The sequence below is a fragment of the Pseudomonas sp. F3-2 genome (assembly GCF_038804275.1).
In the GTDB taxonomy this organism is placed as follows: Bacteria; Pseudomonadota; Gammaproteobacteria; order Pseudomonadales; family Pseudomonadaceae; genus Aquipseudomonas.
This window is the reverse complement of the sequence record NZ_CP152388.1, coordinates 251499-270448: the sequence shown is the minus strand read 5'-3', so window position 1 is coordinate 270448 and position 18950 is coordinate 251499. Positions and strand designations below refer to the sequence as shown.

Sequence of the window (18950 nt, the reverse complement as noted above, 5' to 3'; positions counted from 1 at the left end):
AATGCCCTGCCCCACATCTCTAGAACCCTTCCAGACCAGCCAGACCAGCCAGACCGGATAGCATCGAATCAACTCATTCCTACAACCATTACGGACAACCTGTAGGAGTGAGCTTGCTCGCGATGCTTTTTCAGAGCCACTTGCCCGCCCTAATAGACCGCCCGGTAGGAGCGTGGCTTGTCCCGCGATCTGTTGCGCAGCAACAGCAAATCCAGCGAATACATGCTTCCTGACATACCGCAATGGCTGGTTGCACTTCTGGTTCCCGGCAGATCGTCCGGATGCGGCCCAGAGACAAGCCACGCTCCTGCAAGTCGCGCTTTCTGAAACACAATTTCGCGAGCCCATCTATTCCTGACCGCTAACGTTATCCTCAACGTTGATTGACGAGGCGACGGAATGTCTGAGATGTCACCCGGAGGAAATCGTCTCCGCTTGGGGCGTTACTCCGAATCCGGACGTATTTATCTTCTAACGAGCGTCACGCGAGATCGCTCACCGTTTTTTGGCGACTGGCGGATGGGGCGGCTGCTCGTGGATGCTTTTCGCCAGGCAGAAGAAGAAGGGGCGGCAAGATCATTAGCATGGGTGGTCATGCCAGATCATTTCCATTGGTTGGTCGAGCTCCAGAATGTCCATCTCGCGGTTCTGATGTGTAAAACAAAATCGCGAACGGTGCGGGCGTTCAATAACGCAGCCGGAAGCAATCACCGCCTCTGGCAAAAGGGTTATCACGACCGAGCAGTTCGACGAGAGGAGGATCTGCAGGCGATTGCGCGCTACATTGTCATGAATCCAGTCAGGGCAGGGCTAGCCAGGCGGGTGCATGACTACCCTCTGTGGGATGCTATCTGGATCTGAGGCAGTCTCTCGATCCATCGCGGGACAAGCCACGCTCCTACAGGGCTCTGCGTACGTTACAAGGTCGCTTGCCCATTCCCTCCCGCCCCCACAGGTGTAGAATCAGCGCTATTCATCGCCAGTCATCCCCCGGCGGGTTTATGAGCTCAGGCTGAGCGTACGGTGATCCCGTGTCGTTCGGTTTCTTCGCTGCATCCGGTCACTGCCTTTTGCAAACGACGTCACTAGAAGCTCACTCCCTTCCTTATTAGCCGATTAGCCGGAGTGCTCCAATGCCTGATTACCGTTCGAAAACGTCCACCCACGGCCGCAACATGGCCGGTGCACGCGCCTTGTGGCGTGCCACGGGCATGAAGGACGAAGATTTCAAAAAGCCGATCATCGCCATCGCCAACTCGTTCACTCAGTTCGTGCCAGGCCACGTGCACCTCAAGGATCTGGGTCAACTGGTTGCCCGCGAGATTGAAAAGGCAGGCGGCGTTGCCAAGGAATTCAACACCATCGCCGTGGACGACGGCATCGCCATGGGTCACGACGGCATGCTGTACTCGCTGCCAAGCCGCGAGATCATTGCCGATTCGGTCGAATACATGGTCAACGCTCACTGTGCCGACGCAATCGTCTGCATCTCCAACTGCGACAAGATCACCCCCGGCATGTTGATGGCTGCGCTGCGCCTGAACATCCCGGTGATCTTCGTTTCCGGTGGCCCGATGGAAGCCGGCAAGACCAAGCTCGCCAGCCACGGCCTCGACTTGGTTGACGCGATGGTCATCGCGGCAGACTCCTCGGCTTCCGATGAGAAAGTCGCCGAATACGAGCGCAGTGCCTGCCCGACCTGCGGTTCGTGCTCCGGGATGTTCACGGCCAATTCGATGAACTGCCTGACCGAAGCCCTGGGCCTTGCTTTGCCTGGCAACGGTTCGACGCTGGCCACCCACTCGGACCGCGAGCAACTGTTCCTGCAGGCTGGCCGTACCATCGTCGAGCTGTGCAAAACCTACTACCGCGACAACGACGACTCGGTTCTGCCGCGCAACATCGCCAACTTCAAAGCGTTCGAGAACGCGATGACCCTCGACATCGCGATGGGTGGCTCGACCAACACCATCCTGCACCTGCTGGCAGCCGCCCAGGAAGCCGAAATCGCGTTCGACCTGCGCGACATCGACCGTCTGTCGCGCAAAGTGCCGCAACTGTGCAAAGTCGCGCCGAACATCCAGAAGTACCACATGGAAGACGTCCATCGCGCGGGCGGCATCTTCAGCATTCTCGGCGAACTGGCGCGCGGCGGCCTGCTGCACACCGACCTGCCGACGGTGCACGCTCGCTCCATGGAAGAGGCGATCGCCAAGTGGGACATCACGCAGACTGACGACGAAGCGGTGCATACCTTCTTCAAGGCAGGCCCGGCCGGCATCCCGACGCAAACTGCATTCAGTCAGTCGACCCGTTGGGAGACGCTGGATGACGACCGCGAGAACGGCTGCATCCGCAGCGTCAAGCACGCCTATTCGCAAGAAGGCGGCCTGGCCGTGCTGTACGGCAATATTGCGCAGGACGGTTGCGTCGTGAAAACCGCAGGCGTCGACGAATCGATCCACGTGTTCGAAGGCAACGCGAAGATCTTCGAAAGCCAGGACAGCGCGGTGCGCGGGATCCTTGCTGACGAAGTGAAGGCCGGCGATATCGTGATCATTCGTTATGAAGGTCCGAAAGGCGGTCCGGGCATGCAGGAAATGCTCTACCCGACTTCGTACCTGAAATCCAAAGGTCTGGGCAAAGCCTGCGCCTTGCTGACTGACGGCCGTTTCTCGGGCGGCACTTCGGGCCTGTCCATCGGCCACGCTTCGCCTGAAGCCGCTGCCGGTGGCGCGATCGGTCTGGTGCGCGACGGCGATAAAGTGCTGATCGACATCCCGAACCGTTCGATCAACCTGTTGATCGACGATGCGGAGATGGCCGAGCGTCGTGCAGAGCAGGACAAGAAAGGCTGGCGGCCTGTCGAAACCCGTCCGCGCAAGGTGACCACGGCGCTGAAGGCTTATGCCCTGCTGGCGACCAGTGCCGACAAAGGCGCGGTGCGAGACAAGGCGATGCTGGACAAGCTGGTGCCGTAACTGGCCTTAGCGCGCAGCGAAGCAAAAAGAAGCCCGGCAGCGATGCCGGGCTTTTTTTACACCGCGTATCAGCACGCTCCCACAAAAGTCTTTACTGGATTTCGTCGGGCTTGACGATCACCCAGTTCTTGTCGGCCGTCACTGGCAAGCCCTCTTTGGCCTGAGCGTCGGCGTTGGATTTGATCATGCCGTTGAGCTGGGTCATGTATTTGTCTTTGCGGTTGACCCACAGATGAATCCCGCCTTTGTTGACGTCGACGCTGTGAAACAGCATGTAACCATCGCTGGTCGGCGTGTCGCCACCCACCAGAACCGGTTTTTTCCACTGATCGATATAGGTCAGGATCGCCGCCTGCTTGCCGGCCATCCAGGTCGCCGGAGTCCACAGATAGGGCGTCAGTTCGAGGCCAAGGTTGGCTTTCTCGTCGTATTTGCCTGCGGTGATCTGCTTGCGCGCGGTGGTGAGCTCGCCGGTTTCGCGATTTTTCAGCAACGTGGTCACGCCAATGACGTTCTGCGGTTTGACGTTGTAGCCATATTTGGGATCGGCGGCCACCATGCGCACCAGTTCTTCGGACGCCGCGGTCATCACGTAAACCTCGATGCCGTTCTCCATCAATTTGTTGAACAGCTCCGCCTGACCGGTGAACACCTTGGGCGGCTGGACTTCGATGGTCTTGACCACGTCACCCTCGTAGTACGTACTCGGCACCGGCTTGCCTGAAGCCATCAGCTCGTCGACGTAGCCCTTGAGTTCCTTGAGGGTGAAACCGGAAAACACCTGCGCAACCCATGGGTAACAGACCATGTCGTCGACTTCGCAGAGGCGATAGTAATAACTGAACAGGCTTTCCTTCTGGTCCGCCGTGTCTTTGAACGGGATGAGCTTAAGGGAGGGGTCGAGCTTGTCGCGGGTGATCAGCCCTTTGTTTTCCATGAAAGGCAGCAGCGATTCTTCCAGATCATTGCGGTAGCTGGTGTTATCCATGTCGAAAACCGCGAAATTACCTTTATTGGCATTCGCCGCGATCATGGCGTTCAACTGCTTGGCGGCAGGTTCCGGCCAGTGGGTGAGCTCCGTTGAGTACGCCTGAGCGGCAAGCCCCAGACAGAGCGCAGCGGCCAACAATTTCGGTGCGAGCTTCATTACGGTGTCCTCCCTGTTTCAGTTCGAGGCTGGACCGTAACAAAAAGCTGTTGCTGTTTTAATGCGTCAGCGACTGTGTGCGTTCTGATGGCGTCATGTTGAAAACCGTTCGCGACAGATGACATAAAAACGACATGTTTGTGACAGTGGGAACACCCGTTGCGCCGTCGCCTGCAGGAATTGGCCGCTCTGGGCCGTGTCCAGACGATTCGATATCAGATCCGCTCCCACACCTCAAAGTGGTAGGCAGGCTTGCCATCCAGTGCGGGGTTCGGCGTGTCGGAAACCAGTTTCCACTCAGTCGGATCAAACTCGGGAAACCAGGCGTCACCATCAGGACTCAACGCGACGCGAGTGAGGTACAGACGATTGGCCTGCGCCAGGCTTTGGGCGTACAACTGCGCGCCACCGATCAGCATGACTTCATCGACGTTCTGCTCAATCGCCCATTGTTCTGCGCGCGCGACAGCCGCATCCAGTGAGGTGAACACCTCGGCACCTTCAAGCGTGAGATCGGCCTGGCGAGTCACCACGATATTCAGGCGGCCCGGCAGCGGACGGCCCAGCGAATCCCAGGTCTTGCGACCCATGATGATCGGCTTGCCCAGCGTCGTCGCTTTGAAGTATTTGAAATCGCCCGGCAGATGCCAAGGCATGGAATTGTCGATGCCGATGACGCGGTTTTCACCGAGCGCGGCAATCAGGCTGAGGGGGAGATGATTTTTCATGTCGGCGAGAATAACAGCACATATGCACACACGCATGCACGGAAGCGCGCGATAGCGGTCACACCAGTTATGCTCCCACCTGAACTCACCAACGAGACGCCGCGTGACCGCACTGACCCCACTCGATGAACTGTGGCTGACCGAAGCCGTGCGCTTGCGTGAACAACACGCAGGTCCGCTTGAAGATGACGAAGCCTGCCGCCGTGCCCGCAACACCGCGGGCGACTTGCTGACCCGCGTCAAACACCGCGCCTTGTGGCTGGCCGAGCGTGACGGCATGGTCGCCGCTTTAAGTCACTGGAAACAGGGAGCACGGCTGGGCCTGATCCTGTTGTCGATCCTGGCCGTAATCAGTGGCGCCGGGCTGGCCTTTGCTGCGCTGGGCGACGGACAAACGCCGGTCAATGTGTTCTGGGCCTTGGGCAGCCTGCTGGGCCTCAACCTGATTCTGTTGATCAGTTGGGTGCTGGGCCTGGTGTTCGCAGGCGAAAGCGCTGCCAGTCTGGGCCGCTTGTGGCTATGGCTGAGCGAGAAGCTCGCCCGTGACGCTCAGGCTGCACAACTGGCTCCCGCGCTGGTCCTGTTGTTACAGCGCAAGCGCCTGAACCGCTGGTTATTGGGCACGTGCGTCAACGGCCTGTGGCTGATTGCATTACTCAGCGCCCTCACTCTGCTGCTCTTACTCATGGCGACGCGACGATACGGATTTGTCTGGGAGACGACCATTCTGGGCAGTGACACGTTTGTCGGCCTGACCCAAAGCCTGGGCGCGCTCCCCTCGTGGCTAGGATTCGACGTGCCCAGCGAGTCGATGGTGCGAGCCAGCGGCGAAGGGGCGCTGGTCATCGAAAATGCGCGACAAGTGTGGGCCGCCTGGTTGGTGGGCGTGCTGGTGGTGTACGGGATCGGGCCACGCCTTTTGCTGACGCTCTTTTGCTACGGGCGTTGGCGAGCAGGACGCCAGGCACTGGATCTGGATTTGAGTCAGCCCGGTTTCGCCGAGCTGCGAGCACGCCTGATGCCCAGCAGCGAACGATTGGGCATCAACGATGCCGCACCGGCGCAGCTCCATTCGGTGCAGCCCGGCCCTCGCGCCAGCGAAAGCGAGGGCGCATTGCTTGTGGCCATCGAACTGGACGACCAACACCCTTGGCCGCCCGCGCTGCCCGAAGGTGTGACGGACGCAGGCATACTCGACAGCCGCGAATCACGACGCAAGCTGCTTGATCAGTTGACCCGGTACCCTCCTGCGCGGCTGGTGGTTGCCTGCGACCCTCGACGCTCGCCTGACCGTGGCAGTCTGGCCCTGATCGCGGAGCTCGCACGCTGCGCCGCAGACACGCGCATCTGGCTGCTGCCAGCGCCCTCCGGCCAGGCACTCGATGCGGATCGCCTGGGCGACTGGCACGCCGCGCTGCATCAGCTGGAGCTGAACTGGACGCAAGGCTCGCCCCTGACTTGGCTGGAGAAAGGACATGACTGAGACCGCAACCCGCGCGCTGAAGCTGGCAGTGGTCGGCCACACCAACGTCGGCAAAACGTCTCTGCTTCGCACGCTGACGCGCGATGTCGGATTTGGCGAGGTGTCACATCGCCCCAGCACGACCCGCCATGTTGAAGGGGCGCGATTATCGGTGGACGGCGAGGCGTTGCTGGAGCTGTACGACACGCCCGGCCTGGAAGATGCGATCGCGCTGCTCGACTATCTGGAGCGACTCGACCGGCCGGGCGAACGGCTTGACGGGCCGGCGCGACTGACCCGCTTTCTGGAAGGCAGCGAAGCGCGGCAGCGGTTCGAACAGGAAGCCAAGGTGCTACGCCAGTTGCTGGCGTCGGATGCCGGCCTTTACGTGATCGACGCCCGTGAGCCGGTGCTGGCCAAATACCGCGATGAGCTGGCGGTGCTGGCCAGTTGCGGCAAACCGCTGCTGCCCGTGCTCAATTTTGTCAGCAGTCCTCAGCAGCGCGAGCCTGACTGGCGCGAAGCGTTGGCGCGCCTTGGGCTGCATGCGCTGGTGCGTTTCGACAGCGTTGCCCCGCCCGAGGACGGCGAGCGGCGACTTTACGAAAGCCTGGCGCTGCTGCTGGAGGACTCACGCCCACGTCTTGAGCGCTTGATCGCTGACCAGCAAGCACAGCGTCAGGTTCGCCGTCAGAGTGCAGCGAGACTGATTTCGGAGTTGCTGGTCGACTGTGCAGCGTGTCGTCGTAGCGTTGCGACGACTTCTGAGCCTATGCAGGCGGCGATCCAGGACCTGCGCGCAGCGGTGCGCAAGCGTGAACAACGCTGCGTCGAGGCGCTGTTGACGCTCTATGCGTTCCGCCGTGACGACGCGTCTGCCAGTGACCTGCCGTTGCTCGATGGCCGGTGGGGCGATGACTTGTTCAACCCGGAAACGCTTAAATTATTGGGTGTCAGGGTGGGCGGCGGCATCGCTGCCGGCGCCGCCGCGGGCGCCGGCGTGGATCTGCTGGTGGGCGGGATCACCCTTGGCGCTGCGGCGCTGGTGGGTGCGATTGCTGGCGGCGCATTGCAAACAGCGCGCAGTTACGGCGGGCGTCTGCTGGGGAAAATCAAAGGCCAGCGCGAGCTGACAGTGGACGATGCCGTGCTGCGACTTCTCGCGCTACGCCAGCGACAATTGCTGAGTGCGCTGGAGGCAAGGGGTCATGCGGCGATGGACAGCATCAAGCTCGATGCCCCACAGGACAAGAACTGGCGCGAAGGCAAGCTGCCGGACGCGCTGCGCAAAGCCCGGGCACATCCGCAGTGGTCTTCGCTGAATCCACACGCCAAGCTCAATCAGGCAGAGCGGCAGGAACAGATCGAGCGATTGGCCGAGGTCATCATTCGCACGTAAAAAGCTGTGGAGCTTTGAAGCATGCGCAAGTTCACGCCGCCTTCAATATCCTGCCGACAGTCGCGTCGATCATTTTGCGATAGGGGAAATGCGCGCGGCCCGGTATGATCGCGCGCCCGATACACCCGGAAGCACAACGCCATGAAACCCACCTTGATCGCCGCTGCAGAAATCGACCGCCTCGAGACCTGGCAGAAATACTCCAGCCACATGTGCGGAGGCTGCATTTCCAGCTGCTGCACGTTGCCGGTGGAAGCGAAGATCAAGGACCTGATACGTATCGGCGTCGTCGACGAATTCGAAATGGGCGACAACCCGAAGAACATTGCCAAGCGCGTGCAGAAGGAAGGCATTGTCGAGCGCTTCAATCAGAAGTCCGGGATTTTCACGCTTCAGCGGATGAGCAATAACGACTGCCTCTATCTGGATCGCAAAAGCCGACTGTGCACGATCTACGACAAGCGCCCGGACACCTGCCGTAATCATCCAAAGATCGGTCCACGGCCGGGCTATTGCGCATACAAGCCAAAAGAAGTCGTGCGCGAGAAAAGCGGCACATTGAATTCGAACTCTGGCCGGGTACCGTTGAAGTTCTAAAACTTATACAGCAATCGCGTTCGCCTTCCCGCCTTAAGCTGGCCCTACTGATTACGTGCGCAGCGCAGGACTGGTATTAGCCGAGAAAAGACCAGTTCGAGCGCCATTGGTATCTGCTGAACCCTCCCGAACCACACCAAATCCCGCACAAACAAAAACGCCCCCGGCCTTTCGACCGGGGGCGTTTTCGTTCAGCCGGGGCTAGTTACGCCTTGGCTTTCTTGGCAGCGCGGGTACGCTCGCTTTCGTCGAGGATCTTCTTGCGAAGACGGATCGACTTAGGCGTGACTTCGCACAGCTCGTCTTCCTGGATGTATTCCAGAGCCTGTTCCAGCGTGAAGCGAACAGGTGGGACCAGCGCGATGGTTTCGTCTTTACCCGAAGCACGCATGTTGTCGAGCTTCTTGCCCTTGGTAGGGTTGACGCCCAGGTCGTTGTCACGGCTGTTCTGACCAACGATCTGGCCGTTGTAGATTTCCTGACCGTGTTCAACGAACAGCTTGCCACGCGCCTGCAGGGTTTCCAGCGAGTAGGTCAGTGCCTTACCGGTTTCGACCGATACCAGCACGCCGTTCTGACGGCCGGACATGTGGCCCGACTTGACGGTGTCGTAGCGATCGAAGATCGAGGTCAGGATGCCAGCACCGTTGGTCAGGGTCAGGAACTGGTTACGGAAACCGATCAGACCGCGAGCAGGGATGTTGTATTCCAGACGAACACGGCCCTTGCCATCCGGCACCATGTTGCTCAGGTCGCCTTTACGCAGACCCATTTCTTCCATGACCTTGCCCTGCGATTCTTCAGGGATGTCGATGGTCACGTTTTCGTACGGTTCCTGCTTGACGCCGTCAACTTCGCGGATGATCACTTCAGGACGGCCCAGGGCCAGCTCGAAACCTTCGCGACGCATGGTTTCGATCAGTACCGACAGGTGCAGCTCGCCACGGCCGGAAACCTTGAACTTGTCAGCCGAGTCGCCTTCTTCAACGCGCAGTGCAACGTTGTACAGCAGCTCTTTGTCCAGACGGTCCTTGATGTTACGGGACGTCACGAACTTGCCTTCTTTACCGCAGAATGGCGAGTCGTTTACCTGGAAGGTCATGGAAACGGTCGGCTCGTCAACGGTCAGCGGCTTCATCGCTTCGACGACGGTCGGGTCGCACAGGGTGTCGGAGATGAACAGCTCTTCGAAGCCGCTGATGCAGACGATGTCGCCGGCAGCTGCTTCTTCGACGTCGATGCGGTGCAGACCGTGGTGACCCATCAGCTTGAGGATACGACCGTTGCGACGCTTGCCGTCAGCGCTGATCGCCACAACCGGGGTGTTCGGCTTGACGCGACCGCGAGCGATACGGCCAACACCGATAACGCCCAGGAAGCTGTTGTAGTCCAGAGCCGAGATTTGCATCTGGAAAGGACCGTCACGGTCAACTTTCGGCGCAGGAACGTGGTCGACGACCGCCTGGTACAGCGGGGTCATGTCTTCGGCCATGTCGGTGTGATCCAGACCGGCGATGCCGTTGATCGCCGAGGCGTAGACGACCTGGAAATCCAGCTGTTCTTCAGTGGCGCCCAGGTTGTCGAACAGGTCGAAGATCTGGTCCAGAACCCAGTCAGGACGCGCGCCCGGACGGTCAACCTTGTTGATGACCACGATTGGACGCAGGCCGGCTTCGAAAGCCTTCTTGGTCACGAAACGGGTTTGCGGCATAGGGCCGTCTTGAGCGTCGACCAGCAGCAGAACGGAGTCAACCATCGACATCACGCGCTCTACTTCGCCACCGAAGTCGGCGTGGCCCGGGGTGTCGACGATGTTGATGTGGTAGCCATTCCAGTTGATCGCAGTGTTCTTCGCGAGAATGGTAATACCGCGCTCTTTCTCCTGGTCGTTGGAGTCCATCACGCGTTCGTCGTTGAGCTCGTTACGCTCAAGGGTGCCGGACTGGCGCAGAAGCTTGTCGACGAGGGTGGTTTTACCGTGGTCAACGTGAGCAATGATGGCGATGTTACGTAGATTTTCGATCACTTGTGTATCTCGATCAGAGGATTCGGTCAGCTACCAATAATAGGCAGCTATGAACGGTAGAGTCGGCTAAAGCCGTTACGGCTGACGACTGGTGTCGGGGGGCCGGTGACGCAAGCCACAGGCAAACAGCCCCGGGCACTTAGCTCGGTCGATAAACGCGCACATTGGCATGCCCCTCACTGAGCAAATGATGAGCATGCAGGCGACTCATGACGCCTTTGTCGCAATAAAGCAGGTACTGGCGCGTGTCATCCAGCTCCTTGAAACGGCTGTTCAATGCAAAGAACGGCAGCGTTTGTACTTCGATGCCAGTCAGTTCCAGCGGGTGGTCCTGCGCTTCATCCGGGTGACGGATGTCGATGACCACTTGCCCGGCCAGCGCCTGACTGACTTCTTCGACCTGAACGTCCTGGCCCAGCTCCTCGATCACGCGATCGATAGGAACGAGGCGGGCGTTTTCGAGCGCGCGCTCAAGCACGGCCATGTCGAACTCTTTTTCTTCATGCTCCACGCGGTGGCGTTTGGCCGCGGTCTTTGGGTTGACCGAGATGACACCGCAGTATTCGGGCATGTGCCGGGCAAAATCGCCGGTACCGATCTGATCGGCCTGATCGATGATGTCCTGCTTGTGACTGGCGATCAGCGGGCGCAACACCAGCTTCTCTGTCACGCAATCGATGACCGACAGGTTGGGCAGCGTCTGGCTGGACACCTGGGAAATCGCTTCACCTGTCACCAGGGCATCGATCTCCAGCCTGTCTGCAATATTGGTCGCAGCGCGCAACATCATACGCTTCAATACTACGCCCATATGACTGTTATCGACTTTTCCGAGAATTTCTCCCAGAACCTCCTCGAACGGCACGCTGACGAACAGCACGCGCTGTGAGCTGCCGTACTTCTTCCAGAGGAAGTGCGCAACTTCCATCACGCCCAGTTCATGCGCCCTTCCGCCCAGGTTGAAGAAGCAGAAATGGCTCATCAGACCGCGGCGCATGATCTGGTAAGCGGCCACGGTCGAATCAAAACCACCCGACATCAGCACCAGAGTCTGCTCAAGCGAACCCAACGGGTAACCACCGATGCTGTCGTGCTGGCTGTGAATCACGAACAGACGCTGATCGCGGATCTCGATCCGTACCTCGACCTCCGGCGCCTTGAGCGAGATACCGGCAGCGTTGCACTCACGACGCAGCTTGCTGCCGACGTATTTCTCGACGTCCATGGAGCTGAAGTCGTGGTGACCGGCGCGCTTGCAGCGCACGGAAAAAATCTTACCTGGCAGGGCGTTACCGAAATGCAGTTTGCACTTCTCGTAGATGTCGTCCATGTCGCCCAGCGGGTACTGATCGACCTGCAGGAAGTGCGCGATGCCGGGCATGCAGCTCAGCCGCTCGGTCATTTCGTGCAGAATCTTGGGATCCTCGACCCTGGTTTCGACCTCGAGGTTGTCCCACACGCCATCCACCACCAACGCCGGGTCCAGATCGCGGAGCACCGTACGGATGTTCTTTGCCAGCTGTTTGATGAAGCGCTTGCGCACAGGCCGGCTTTTGATAGTGATTTCAGGGAAAACTTTGACGATTAATTTCATGAAAACAGCGCGCGAGGTGCCGGTCGAAAAAGGGGGGCGCGGATTATAGCGGAAATTGCTCAAGGTTTAACCAGTTATCGTACAGCCGATCATCAGCGCACCAAAATGGGACTGTATACAATTATCGAGCACCAACAAGGTGCGCGAGTTTTCACAATTGCGACGTTTAACGCCGGAAATAACGGGGTTTCCCGAAGAAATCCCAACACGGGGCACTGGCATGCAAATTGCTCCCTTGTGAGGCAGGTTGCCTTGGCCGACTATCGCGCCCGGCATCACCCATATTTAAGGGCTAACAACTATCAGGCCCTAATCCACCCCGGAGGACAACATGTCGAAGTCGGTTCAACTCATCAAAGATCATGACGTTAAGTGGATTGATCTGCGCTTCACTGACACCAAAGGCAAGCAGCAGCACGTCACCATGCCAGCGCGTGATGCTCTGGATGACGATTTCTTCGAAGTCGGCAAAATGTTCGACGGCTCCTCCATCGCTGGCTGGAAAGGCATCGAAGCTTCCGACATGATCCTGCTGCCGGACGACGAAACCGCCGTCCTGGATCCGTTCACCGAAGAGCCTACCCTGATCCTGGTTTGCGACATCATCGAACCTTCGACCATGCAAGGTTACGACCGCGACCCACGCGCCATCGCTCACCGCGCTGAGGAATACCTGAAGTCCACCGGTATCGGTGACACCGTATTCGTCGGTCCAGAGCCAGAATTCTTCATCTTCGACGAAGTGAAATTCAAATCCGATATCTCGGGTTCGATGTTCAAGATCTTCTCCGAACAAGCTTCCTGGATGACCGATCAGGACGTCGATGGCGGCAACAAGGGCCACCGTCCAGGCGTCAAAGGCGGCTACTTCCCAGTGCCTCCGGTCGACCACGACCACGAAATCCGCACTGCAATGTGCAACGCCCTGGAAGAAATGGGCCTGACCGTCGAAGTTCACCACCACGAAGTGGCAACTGCCGGCCAGAACGAAATCGGCGTCAAGTTCAACACCCTGGTGAAGAAAGCTGACGAAACCCAGACCCTGAAGTACGTGGTCCACAACGTCGCTGACGCTTACGGCCGCACCGCTACCTTCATGCCTAAGCCTCTGTACGGCGACAACGGCTCGGGTATGCACGTACACATGTCCATCTCCAAAGAAGGCAAGAACACCTTCGCTGGCGAAGGCTATGCCGGTCTGTCCGACACCGCTCTGTACTTCATCGGCGGTATCATCAAGCACGGTAAGGCTCTGAATGGCTTCACCAACCCGTCGACCAACTCCTACAAGCGTCTGGTCCCAGGTTTCGAAGCGCCAGTGATGCTGGCTTACTCGGCCCGTAACCGCTCTGCATCGATCCGTATTCCATACGTTTCCAGCCCTAAAGGCCGTCGTATCGAAGCTCGCTTCCCGGATCCGGCTGCCAACCCATACCTGGCATTCTCGGCTCTGCTGATGGCTGGCCTGGACGGTATCCAGAACAAGATCCACCCTGGCGATGCCGCTGACAAAAACCTGTACGACCTGCCGCCTGAAGAAGCTGCAGAGATCCCGCAAGTTTGCGGCAGCCTGAAAGAAGCTCTGGAAGAGCTGGACAAAGGCCGTGCATTCCTGACCAAGGGCGGCGTATTCAGCGACGACTTCATCGACGCTTACATCGCTCTGAAATCGGAAGAAGAAATCAAGGTTCGCACCTTCGTACACCCACTGGAATACGACCTGTACTACAGCGTCTGATCCAGTCGCGTCAGCGATAACTGCGTAGAGAGGCCTCCTTCGGGAGGCCTTTTTTATGGGCGCGATAACGTGATCAGTCAACCCGGAGCAGTTGCTCGGCGAGGAGTGATGTTATCCGGATCAATGACGTGAGAGGTAATACATATGTACCGCACCTGAGGATCGCTATTCGGGCAACCTGCGCGCTATGCCAAACCAAGCACCAGGAGGTTGTACATGCTCAGGGAGATCACTCTTCTATTACCCGCCGTTCTTGCGCTGACCATGCCCCATGCCAGCGCCAGCGAGGCGCCACCATCGCTTGAACCACTGATCAAGGTCATCAGGGAGCGCCTCGATCTCGCCGAGAGCGTGGCGCGTTTCAAACTGCACCACAAACTCCCCGTAACCGACCGTGGCCGCGAAGACACCGTCATCGCCAACGCCAAGCGCGAAGGCGAGCCCCCACTTGAACGTGAAGAAATCCGCGAGCTGTTCGTTGCCCAGATCGAAGCGAACAAGCTGGCGCAATATGCATTGCTTGCCCGATGGCAGTCACTGGGCGTCACACCCAAAGCGCCAGGAGACATCAGCGCAGTCCGCTCGCAGCTCGATCAGTTGCAGACGCGACTGTTGCAAACCTACGCCGACTTCGCGCCGCACCGGCGTGACCCGGATTGCATCAGGTGGGTGACGCGGGCCAGAGACAAGCAAACCCTCAACCCGATTCAGGACATGGCGCTCATACGAGCCGTAGGCGAACTGTGCGTGGTGAACAAATGAGCGTCAGCAGAATGATGAAACGGACGTCATTGATCGCCATGGCCCTGCTGTCTGCAGGGTGCAGCGCCATTCCCTCAGCACCATCAGCCATCGAGTCCCGCGTGTTGCTCAAAAGCACGACGTCCTGGGAAGGCACTGCCTATCAAACTTATCCCGCCGGTCAGCCTGAGCTGACCGTCATGCGCATCAACATTCCCGCGAACACTTCACTCAAGTGGCATCAACACCCGATGCCTAATGCAGCTTACGTGGTGTCAGGGCAGCTGCGCGTCGAAACACGGGACGGCGGCAAGTCGATCATGCTCAAACCAGGCGATGTGCTGCCGGAAATCGTCGACAGACAGCATCGCGGAGTGACGGGAGATAGCGCAGTCAAACTGGTAGTGTTCTATGCTGGCACCCCGGGGCTGCCGCTTTCACAGTAGGTCCAGCTACCTGTCGTTGACCTTGTCGTTGTCATTGGAGTGTTCATGCGTCAAAGCCTCGCCCTTCTGCTGCTGATGCTCGCGTTGCCTGCAGTTGCGCAGATCTATAAATACACCGATGCCAACGGCAACACGGCTTACAGCAGTCAGCCGCCAGACGGCACCAAAGCCGAAACGGTCGAACTGCCGCCGCTTAACAATGTGAACACCGCCGCACCCCCTCCAGGGCCGTCCGCGCCGCAGCCCCAGAATCAGCAACAGCCCAGTGCGGCGGCGTATCAGGTGCTGGAACTGACGGACTTGCCGCAGGATGAAGCGCTGCGGGCCAATAATGGGAGCTTCACGGTAGGCGTCGCAATTCAGCCCCGCCTGCAACCCGGCCATGCGCTGCAACTGCTGGTGGACGGTGAGCCTTACGGCCAGCCCACCAACGTTCCTCGTATTCAAGTGATGCAACTCGATCGCGGCGAGCACAGTCTTGCAGTGCAAGTTCTGCAAGACCAACAGTCGATTCAGCAAAGCCAGACCGTCACGCTGACAGTGCAGAGAGTCCATGTCGGCAAGCCTTGAACGCAACTGGATGCACGGCGTGCTGCTGTGCCTGCTGCTTGCACTCAGCCAATCGGCGCTTGCAGAGGTGTACATGTACATCGACGGTGAAGGTAACCGCGTGTTCACTGACCAACCCCATCGCAACGCTAAAAAAGTCGACATTGCGCCGAGCAACCGCCTATCGCAGCCAGACCAAACGATAAGGAAACCGCCCCGGGCATCAAGTGCCAAGGCCACGCCGGGCCCGATCTTCCACTATCAGCTGCTGCGTATTCTGGCGCCTGAGCCAGATGCCACGATCCGCGATATCCAGGGCAACCTGAACGTCACGGTCAGCAATGATCCGGAACTGCAGCCAGGTCACGCCTATCGTTTGCTGGTGGACAGCAAGCCGTATGGAGAAACCGGGCGCAGCCCGGTCTTCCCTCTGACGAACATAGACCGAGGCACGCATCAGCTGTCCATCGAAATCGTTGACCAGTACGGCCGCGTGGTAGAACGCACGCCGAACCAGCCATTCCACATGATGCGCATTTCCCTTGCGCAGAAACGCCTTGCCAACCCGTGCAAGCCAGACGAGTTCGGGGTGCGCCCGGAATGCCCTATCAAGGATAAGCCCGAGGAAGAAAGCAGCATCCTGCCATTCTTCTGATTGCCATACGCAGCGCAACAGCCCCACGATGGTGCACAACCTGAACGAAAACGTGGAGAAAGATCCCATTTTGGTTCATGCATCGTGTTTCCCTGCGCCCTGATTGGGCTCAAGGTGCAAAAAAAGCCCGAAATGTCTCAATTCGCGCTTCTTTTCGGAGCCTTGGTTTGGTTTTTGCATTTTCCAGACTTCAAGCGAGGGAAAACCCGGCCGAAGGTCGCGTCCGACGCTGGCGAAGACCAACCAGAGCCTGCACTTTCGGGCCCGGCCCCCAGTGCAATGTGCCAAAAGAGGTCAACGAGATTCATGACTATCAGCGATACGTTGCATCGACTGTTACTCGATAACCTGACCACTGCCACGATTCTGCTCAATTCGGACCTGCGCCTGGAGTACATGAATCCGGCAGCCGAAATGCTGTTGGCCATCAGTGGTCAGCGCAGCCATGGGCAGTTCATCAGCGAGCTGTTCACCGAGTCGGCTGAAGCACTCAGCTCTCTGCGACAGGCGGTTGAGCAAGCACATCCTTTTACCAAACGTGAAGCCATGCTCACCGCGCTGACGGGTCAGACGCTGACGGTCGACTACGCCGTAACGCCGATCCTGTCGCAGGGCGAAACCATGCTCCTGCTGGAGGTGCACCCGCGCGACCGGTTGCTGCGCATCACCAAAGAAGAGGCTCAGTTGTCCAAGCAGGAAACCACCAAGATGCTGGTGCGTGGTCTGGCGCATGAAATCAAGAATCCGCTGGGAGGCATCCGCGGAGCAGCGCAATTACTGGCGCGCGAGCTGCCGGAAGAGAGTCTGAAGGACTACACCAACGTCATCATCGAAGAAGCCGACCGCCTGCGTAATCTCGTCGACCGGATGCTGGGCTCCAACAAACTGCCCTCACTGGCAATGACCAACGTGCATGAAGTGCTGGAGCGTGTGTGCAGCCTCGTCGAGGCCGAAAGCCAAGGCTGTATCACGCTGGTTCGCGACTATGACCCGAGCATCCCGGATGTATTGATCGACCGCGAACAGATGATCCAGGCGGTGCTCAACATCGTGCGCAACGCCATGCAGGCCATCAGCGGACAGAATGAGCTTCGCCTTGGCCGCATCAGCCTGCGTACCCGCGCGATGCGTCAGTTCACGATCGGCCACGTGCGCCATCGTCTGGTGAGCAAGATCGAGATCATCGACAACGGTCCCGGGATCGCGCCGGAACTTCAGGAAACCATTTTCTACCCAATGGTCAGCGGCCGCCCGGACGGTACCGGGCTGGGCCTTGCCATCACCCAGAACATCATCAGTCAGCACCAGGGGCTGATCGAGTGTGACAGCCATCCTGGCCACACAACATTCTCGATCTTCTTGCCGCTGGAACAAGGAGCAGCTTCGACATGAGCCGTAGTGAAACTGTCTGGATCGTCGACGACGACCGTTCCATCCGCTGGGTACTGGAAAAGGCCTTGCAACAGGAAGGCATGACCACGCAAAGCTTCGACAGCGCCGATGGCGTAATGAGCCGTCTGGCCCGTCAGCAACCGGACGTGATCATCTCCGACATCCGCATGCCCGGCGCCAGCGGACTGGATTTGTTGGCGCGCATTCGCGAACAGCACCCGCGTCTGCCGGTCATCATCATGACTGCACACTCGGACCTCGACAGTGCCGTTGCTTCGTATCAAGGCGGCGCCTTCGAATACCTGCCCAAACCATTTGACGTCGACGAAGCGGTTTCGCTGGTCAAGCGCGCCAACCAGCATGCTCAGGAACAGCAAGGCATGGACGTCGCGCCGACCCTGACCCGGACGCCGGAGATCATCGGTGAAGCGCCGGCCATGCAGGAAGTGTTTCGCGCCATCGGTCGTCTGAGCCATTCCAACATCACGGTGCTCATCAACGGCGAATCGGGAACGGGTAAAGAGCTGGTCGCTCACGCCCTGCACCGCCACAGCCCGCGCTCGGCCTCACCTTTTATTGCGCTGAACATGGCGGCGATTCCGAAAGACTTGATGGAATCCGAGTTGTTCGGTCACGAAAAGGGCGCGTTTACCGGCGCTGCCAACCTGCGCCGCGGACGCTTTGAACAAGCCGATGGCGGAACGCTGTTCCTCGACGAAATCGGCGACATGCCTGCCGATACCCAGACGCGTCTGCTGCGCGTACTGGCCGATGGCGAATTTTATCGGGTGGGCGGCCACGTGCCCGTCAAAGTCGATGTGCGCATCATCGCCGCCACGCACCAGAATCTGGAAACGCTGGTTCAGGCCGGCAAATTCCGTGAGGACTTGTTCCACCGCCTCAACGTCATCCGCATCCATATTCCGCGTCTCTCTGACCGCCGCGAGGACATTCCGACGCTGGCCAAGCACTTCCTCAGCCGCGCCGCGCAAGAACTGGCGGTCGAACCGAAGCTGCTGAAGGCCGAGACCGAGGAGTACCTCAAGCATCTGCCATGGCCGGGCAACGTGCGTCAGCTGGAAAACACCTGCCGCTGGATCACCGTAATGGCTTCCGGCCGTGAGGTGCACATCAGCGACCTGCCGCCAGAGCTGCTCAGCCTGCCGCAAGATGCCGCGCCAGTCACCAACTGGGAGCAGGCGCTGCGCCAATGGGCCGATCAGGCGCTGGCGCGTGGCCAGTCCAGCCTGCTGGACAGCGCGGTACCGACCTTCGAACGCATCATGATCGAAACCGCCCTGAAACATACGGCCGGCCGTCGCCGCGACGCGGCAGTGCTGCTGGGCTGGGGCCGCAACACCTTGACGCGCAAGATCAAGGAGTTGGGCATGAAGATCGATGGTGGGGATGACGACGAAGGAGACGAAGCGTAACCGTGCTGTCATTTGTGACAGTTTACGCCGTCTTGTAACAGTGATTAGCTCCCTGAGTGTCA

General features: G+C 59.1%; 16 protein-coding genes. 12 read left to right on the top strand and 4 right to left on the bottom strand.

Annotation, left to right across the window (positions count from 1 at the left end; translation table 11 throughout):
- Positions 1–399: 399 nt before the first annotated feature.
- Positions 400–861: a transposase gene (locus AAGQ88_RS01180; RefSeq protein ID WP_285423575.1), complete on the top strand. Its 462-nt coding sequence runs from the start codon at positions 400–402 to the stop codon at positions 859–861.
- Between the two features lie 272 nt (positions 862–1133).
- Entirely contained in the window at positions 1134–2981 is a 1848-nt protein-coding gene (gene ilvD / locus AAGQ88_RS01175) for a dihydroxy-acid dehydratase (protein WP_093468157.1), read from the top strand.
- Positions 2982–3072: 91 nt separating this feature from the next.
- Here the strand turns inward: ilvD and AAGQ88_RS01170 are convergent, their stop codons facing one another.
- Both AAGQ88_RS01170 and AAGQ88_RS01165 read right to left on the bottom strand, forming a co-directional pair.
- The gene (locus tag AAGQ88_RS01170) at positions 3073–4128 is read right to left on the bottom strand and encodes a haloacid dehalogenase-like hydrolase (RefSeq protein ID WP_342654228.1); all 1056 of its coding nucleotides are present in this window, start codon (positions 4126–4128) and stop codon (positions 3073–3075) included.
- Between the two features lie 215 nt (positions 4129–4343).
- Complete coding sequence (locus AAGQ88_RS01165) at positions 4344–4856, bottom strand: dihydrofolate reductase (RefSeq protein ID WP_342654227.1); 513 nt, start codon at positions 4854–4856, stop codon at positions 4344–4346.
- A gap of 103 nt (positions 4857–4959) precedes the next feature.
- Between AAGQ88_RS01165 and AAGQ88_RS01160 the strand changes: the two genes are divergently transcribed.
- The 3 genes from AAGQ88_RS01160 (at position 4960) to AAGQ88_RS01150 (ending at position 8314) form a co-directional block, all read left to right on the top strand.
- Positions 4960–6339, top strand: coding sequence for a DUF2868 domain-containing protein (locus tag AAGQ88_RS01160; protein ID WP_342654226.1), 1380 nt, complete (start codon positions 4960–4962; stop codon positions 6337–6339).
- Positions 6332–7717 (top strand): GTPase/DUF3482 domain-containing protein, encoded by a 1386-nt coding sequence (locus tag AAGQ88_RS01155; RefSeq protein ID WP_342654225.1) that lies wholly within the window; start codon positions 6332–6334, stop codon positions 7715–7717. The genes AAGQ88_RS01160 and AAGQ88_RS01155 overlap by 8 nt, the downstream gene beginning before the upstream one ends.
- Positions 7718–7858: 141 nt before the next feature.
- Positions 7859–8314 (top strand): YkgJ family cysteine cluster protein, encoded by a 456-nt coding sequence (locus AAGQ88_RS01150; RefSeq protein WP_342654224.1) that lies wholly within the window; start codon positions 7859–7861, stop codon positions 8312–8314.
- A 205-nt stretch (positions 8315–8519) separates the two neighbouring features.
- Here AAGQ88_RS01150 and typA read toward each other — a convergent pair whose 3' ends face one another.
- Positions 8520–10340 carry a translational GTPase TypA gene (gene typA / locus AAGQ88_RS01145; protein ID WP_093468142.1) on the bottom strand — a complete coding sequence of 607 codons (1821 nt, stop codon included), beginning with the start codon at positions 10338–10340 and terminating at the stop codon, positions 8520–8522.
- Positions 10341–10479: 139 nt separating this feature from the next.
- Positions 10480–11934 (bottom strand): tRNA uracil 4-sulfurtransferase ThiI, encoded by a 1455-nt coding sequence (gene thiI, locus AAGQ88_RS01140; protein ID WP_342654223.1) that lies wholly within the window; start codon positions 11932–11934, stop codon positions 10480–10482.
- Positions 11935–12265: 331 nt separating this feature from the next.
- On the opposite strand from thiI, the gene glnA reads away from it, so the two are divergent.
- The 7 genes from glnA (at position 12266) to ntrC (ending at position 18888) form a co-directional block, all read left to right on the top strand.
- Positions 12266–13672, top strand: coding sequence for a glutamate--ammonia ligase (gene glnA, locus AAGQ88_RS01135; RefSeq protein WP_093468136.1), 1407 nt, complete (start codon positions 12266–12268; stop codon positions 13670–13672).
- A 216-nt stretch (positions 13673–13888) separates the two neighbouring features.
- Complete coding sequence (gene aroQ, locus AAGQ88_RS01130) at positions 13889–14434, top strand: gamma subclass chorismate mutase AroQ (protein ID WP_342654222.1); 546 nt, start codon at positions 13889–13891, stop codon at positions 14432–14434.
- A complete protein-coding gene (locus AAGQ88_RS01125; RefSeq protein ID WP_342654221.1) occupies positions 14431–14859 on the top strand; it encodes a cupin domain-containing protein in 429 nt (142 codons plus the stop codon). The genes aroQ and AAGQ88_RS01125 overlap by 4 nt, the downstream gene beginning before the upstream one ends.
- A gap of 45 nt (positions 14860–14904) precedes the next feature.
- Complete coding sequence (locus tag AAGQ88_RS01120) at positions 14905–15429, top strand: DUF4124 domain-containing protein (RefSeq protein ID WP_285423582.1); 525 nt, start codon at positions 14905–14907, stop codon at positions 15427–15429.
- A 10-nt stretch (positions 15430–15439) separates the two neighbouring features.
- The gene (locus AAGQ88_RS01115) at positions 15440–16063 is read left to right on the top strand and encodes a DUF4124 domain-containing protein (protein ID WP_285423583.1); all 624 of its coding nucleotides are present in this window, start codon (positions 15440–15442) and stop codon (positions 16061–16063) included.
- A gap of 306 nt (positions 16064–16369) precedes the next feature.
- On the top strand, positions 16370–17455 hold the full coding sequence (gene glnL, locus AAGQ88_RS01110; protein WP_093468121.1) for a nitrogen regulation protein NR(II): 1086 nt from the start codon (positions 16370–16372) through the stop codon (positions 17453–17455).
- Positions 17452–18888 (top strand): nitrogen regulation protein NR(I), encoded by a 1437-nt coding sequence (ntrC, locus tag AAGQ88_RS01105; protein WP_093468118.1) that lies wholly within the window; start codon positions 17452–17454, stop codon positions 18886–18888. The genes glnL and ntrC overlap by 4 nt, the downstream gene beginning before the upstream one ends.
- The last annotated feature ends 62 nt before the right edge of the window (positions 18889–18950 follow it).

What these genes read in the sequence shown, in the direction of transcription:
- AAGQ88_RS01150 (WP_342654224.1), top strand. Translation starts at nt 7,859, where the DNA reads ATGAAACCCACCTTGATCGCCGCTGCAGAAATCGACCGCCTCGAGACC.
- AAGQ88_RS01170 (WP_342654228.1), bottom strand. Translation starts at nt 4,128, where the DNA reads ATGAAGCTCGCACCGAAATTGTTGGCCGCTGCGCTCTGTCTGGGGCTT.
- AAGQ88_RS01180 (WP_285423575.1), top strand. Translation starts at nt 400, where the DNA reads ATGTCTGAGATGTCACCCGGAGGAAATCGTCTCCGCTTGGGGCGTTAC.
- AAGQ88_RS01155 (WP_342654225.1), top strand. Translation starts at nt 6,332, where the DNA reads ATGACTGAGACCGCAACCCGCGCGCTGAAGCTGGCAGTGGTCGGCCAC.
- AAGQ88_RS01115 (WP_285423583.1), top strand. Translation starts at nt 15,440, where the DNA reads ATGCACGGCGTGCTGCTGTGCCTGCTGCTTGCACTCAGCCAATCGGCG.
- aroQ (WP_342654222.1), top strand. Translation starts at nt 13,889, where the DNA reads ATGCTCAGGGAGATCACTCTTCTATTACCCGCCGTTCTTGCGCTGACC.
- glnA (WP_093468136.1), top strand. Translation starts at nt 12,266, where the DNA reads ATGTCGAAGTCGGTTCAACTCATCAAAGATCATGACGTTAAGTGGATT.
- ntrC (WP_093468118.1), top strand. Translation starts at nt 17,452, where the DNA reads ATGAGCCGTAGTGAAACTGTCTGGATCGTCGACGACGACCGTTCCATC.
- AAGQ88_RS01125 (WP_342654221.1), top strand. Translation starts at nt 14,431, where the DNA reads ATGAGCGTCAGCAGAATGATGAAACGGACGTCATTGATCGCCATGGCC.
- AAGQ88_RS01165 (WP_342654227.1), bottom strand. Translation starts at nt 4,856, where the DNA reads ATGAAAAATCATCTCCCCCTCAGCCTGATTGCCGCGCTCGGTGAAAAC.
- glnL (WP_093468121.1), top strand. Translation starts at nt 16,370, where the DNA reads ATGACTATCAGCGATACGTTGCATCGACTGTTACTCGATAACCTGACC.
- AAGQ88_RS01120 (WP_285423582.1), top strand. Translation starts at nt 14,905, where the DNA reads ATGCGTCAAAGCCTCGCCCTTCTGCTGCTGATGCTCGCGTTGCCTGCA.
- ilvD (WP_093468157.1), top strand. Translation starts at nt 1,134, where the DNA reads ATGCCTGATTACCGTTCGAAAACGTCCACCCACGGCCGCAACATGGCC.
- thiI (WP_342654223.1), bottom strand. Translation starts at nt 11,934, where the DNA reads ATGAAATTAATCGTCAAAGTTTTCCCTGAAATCACTATCAAAAGCCGG.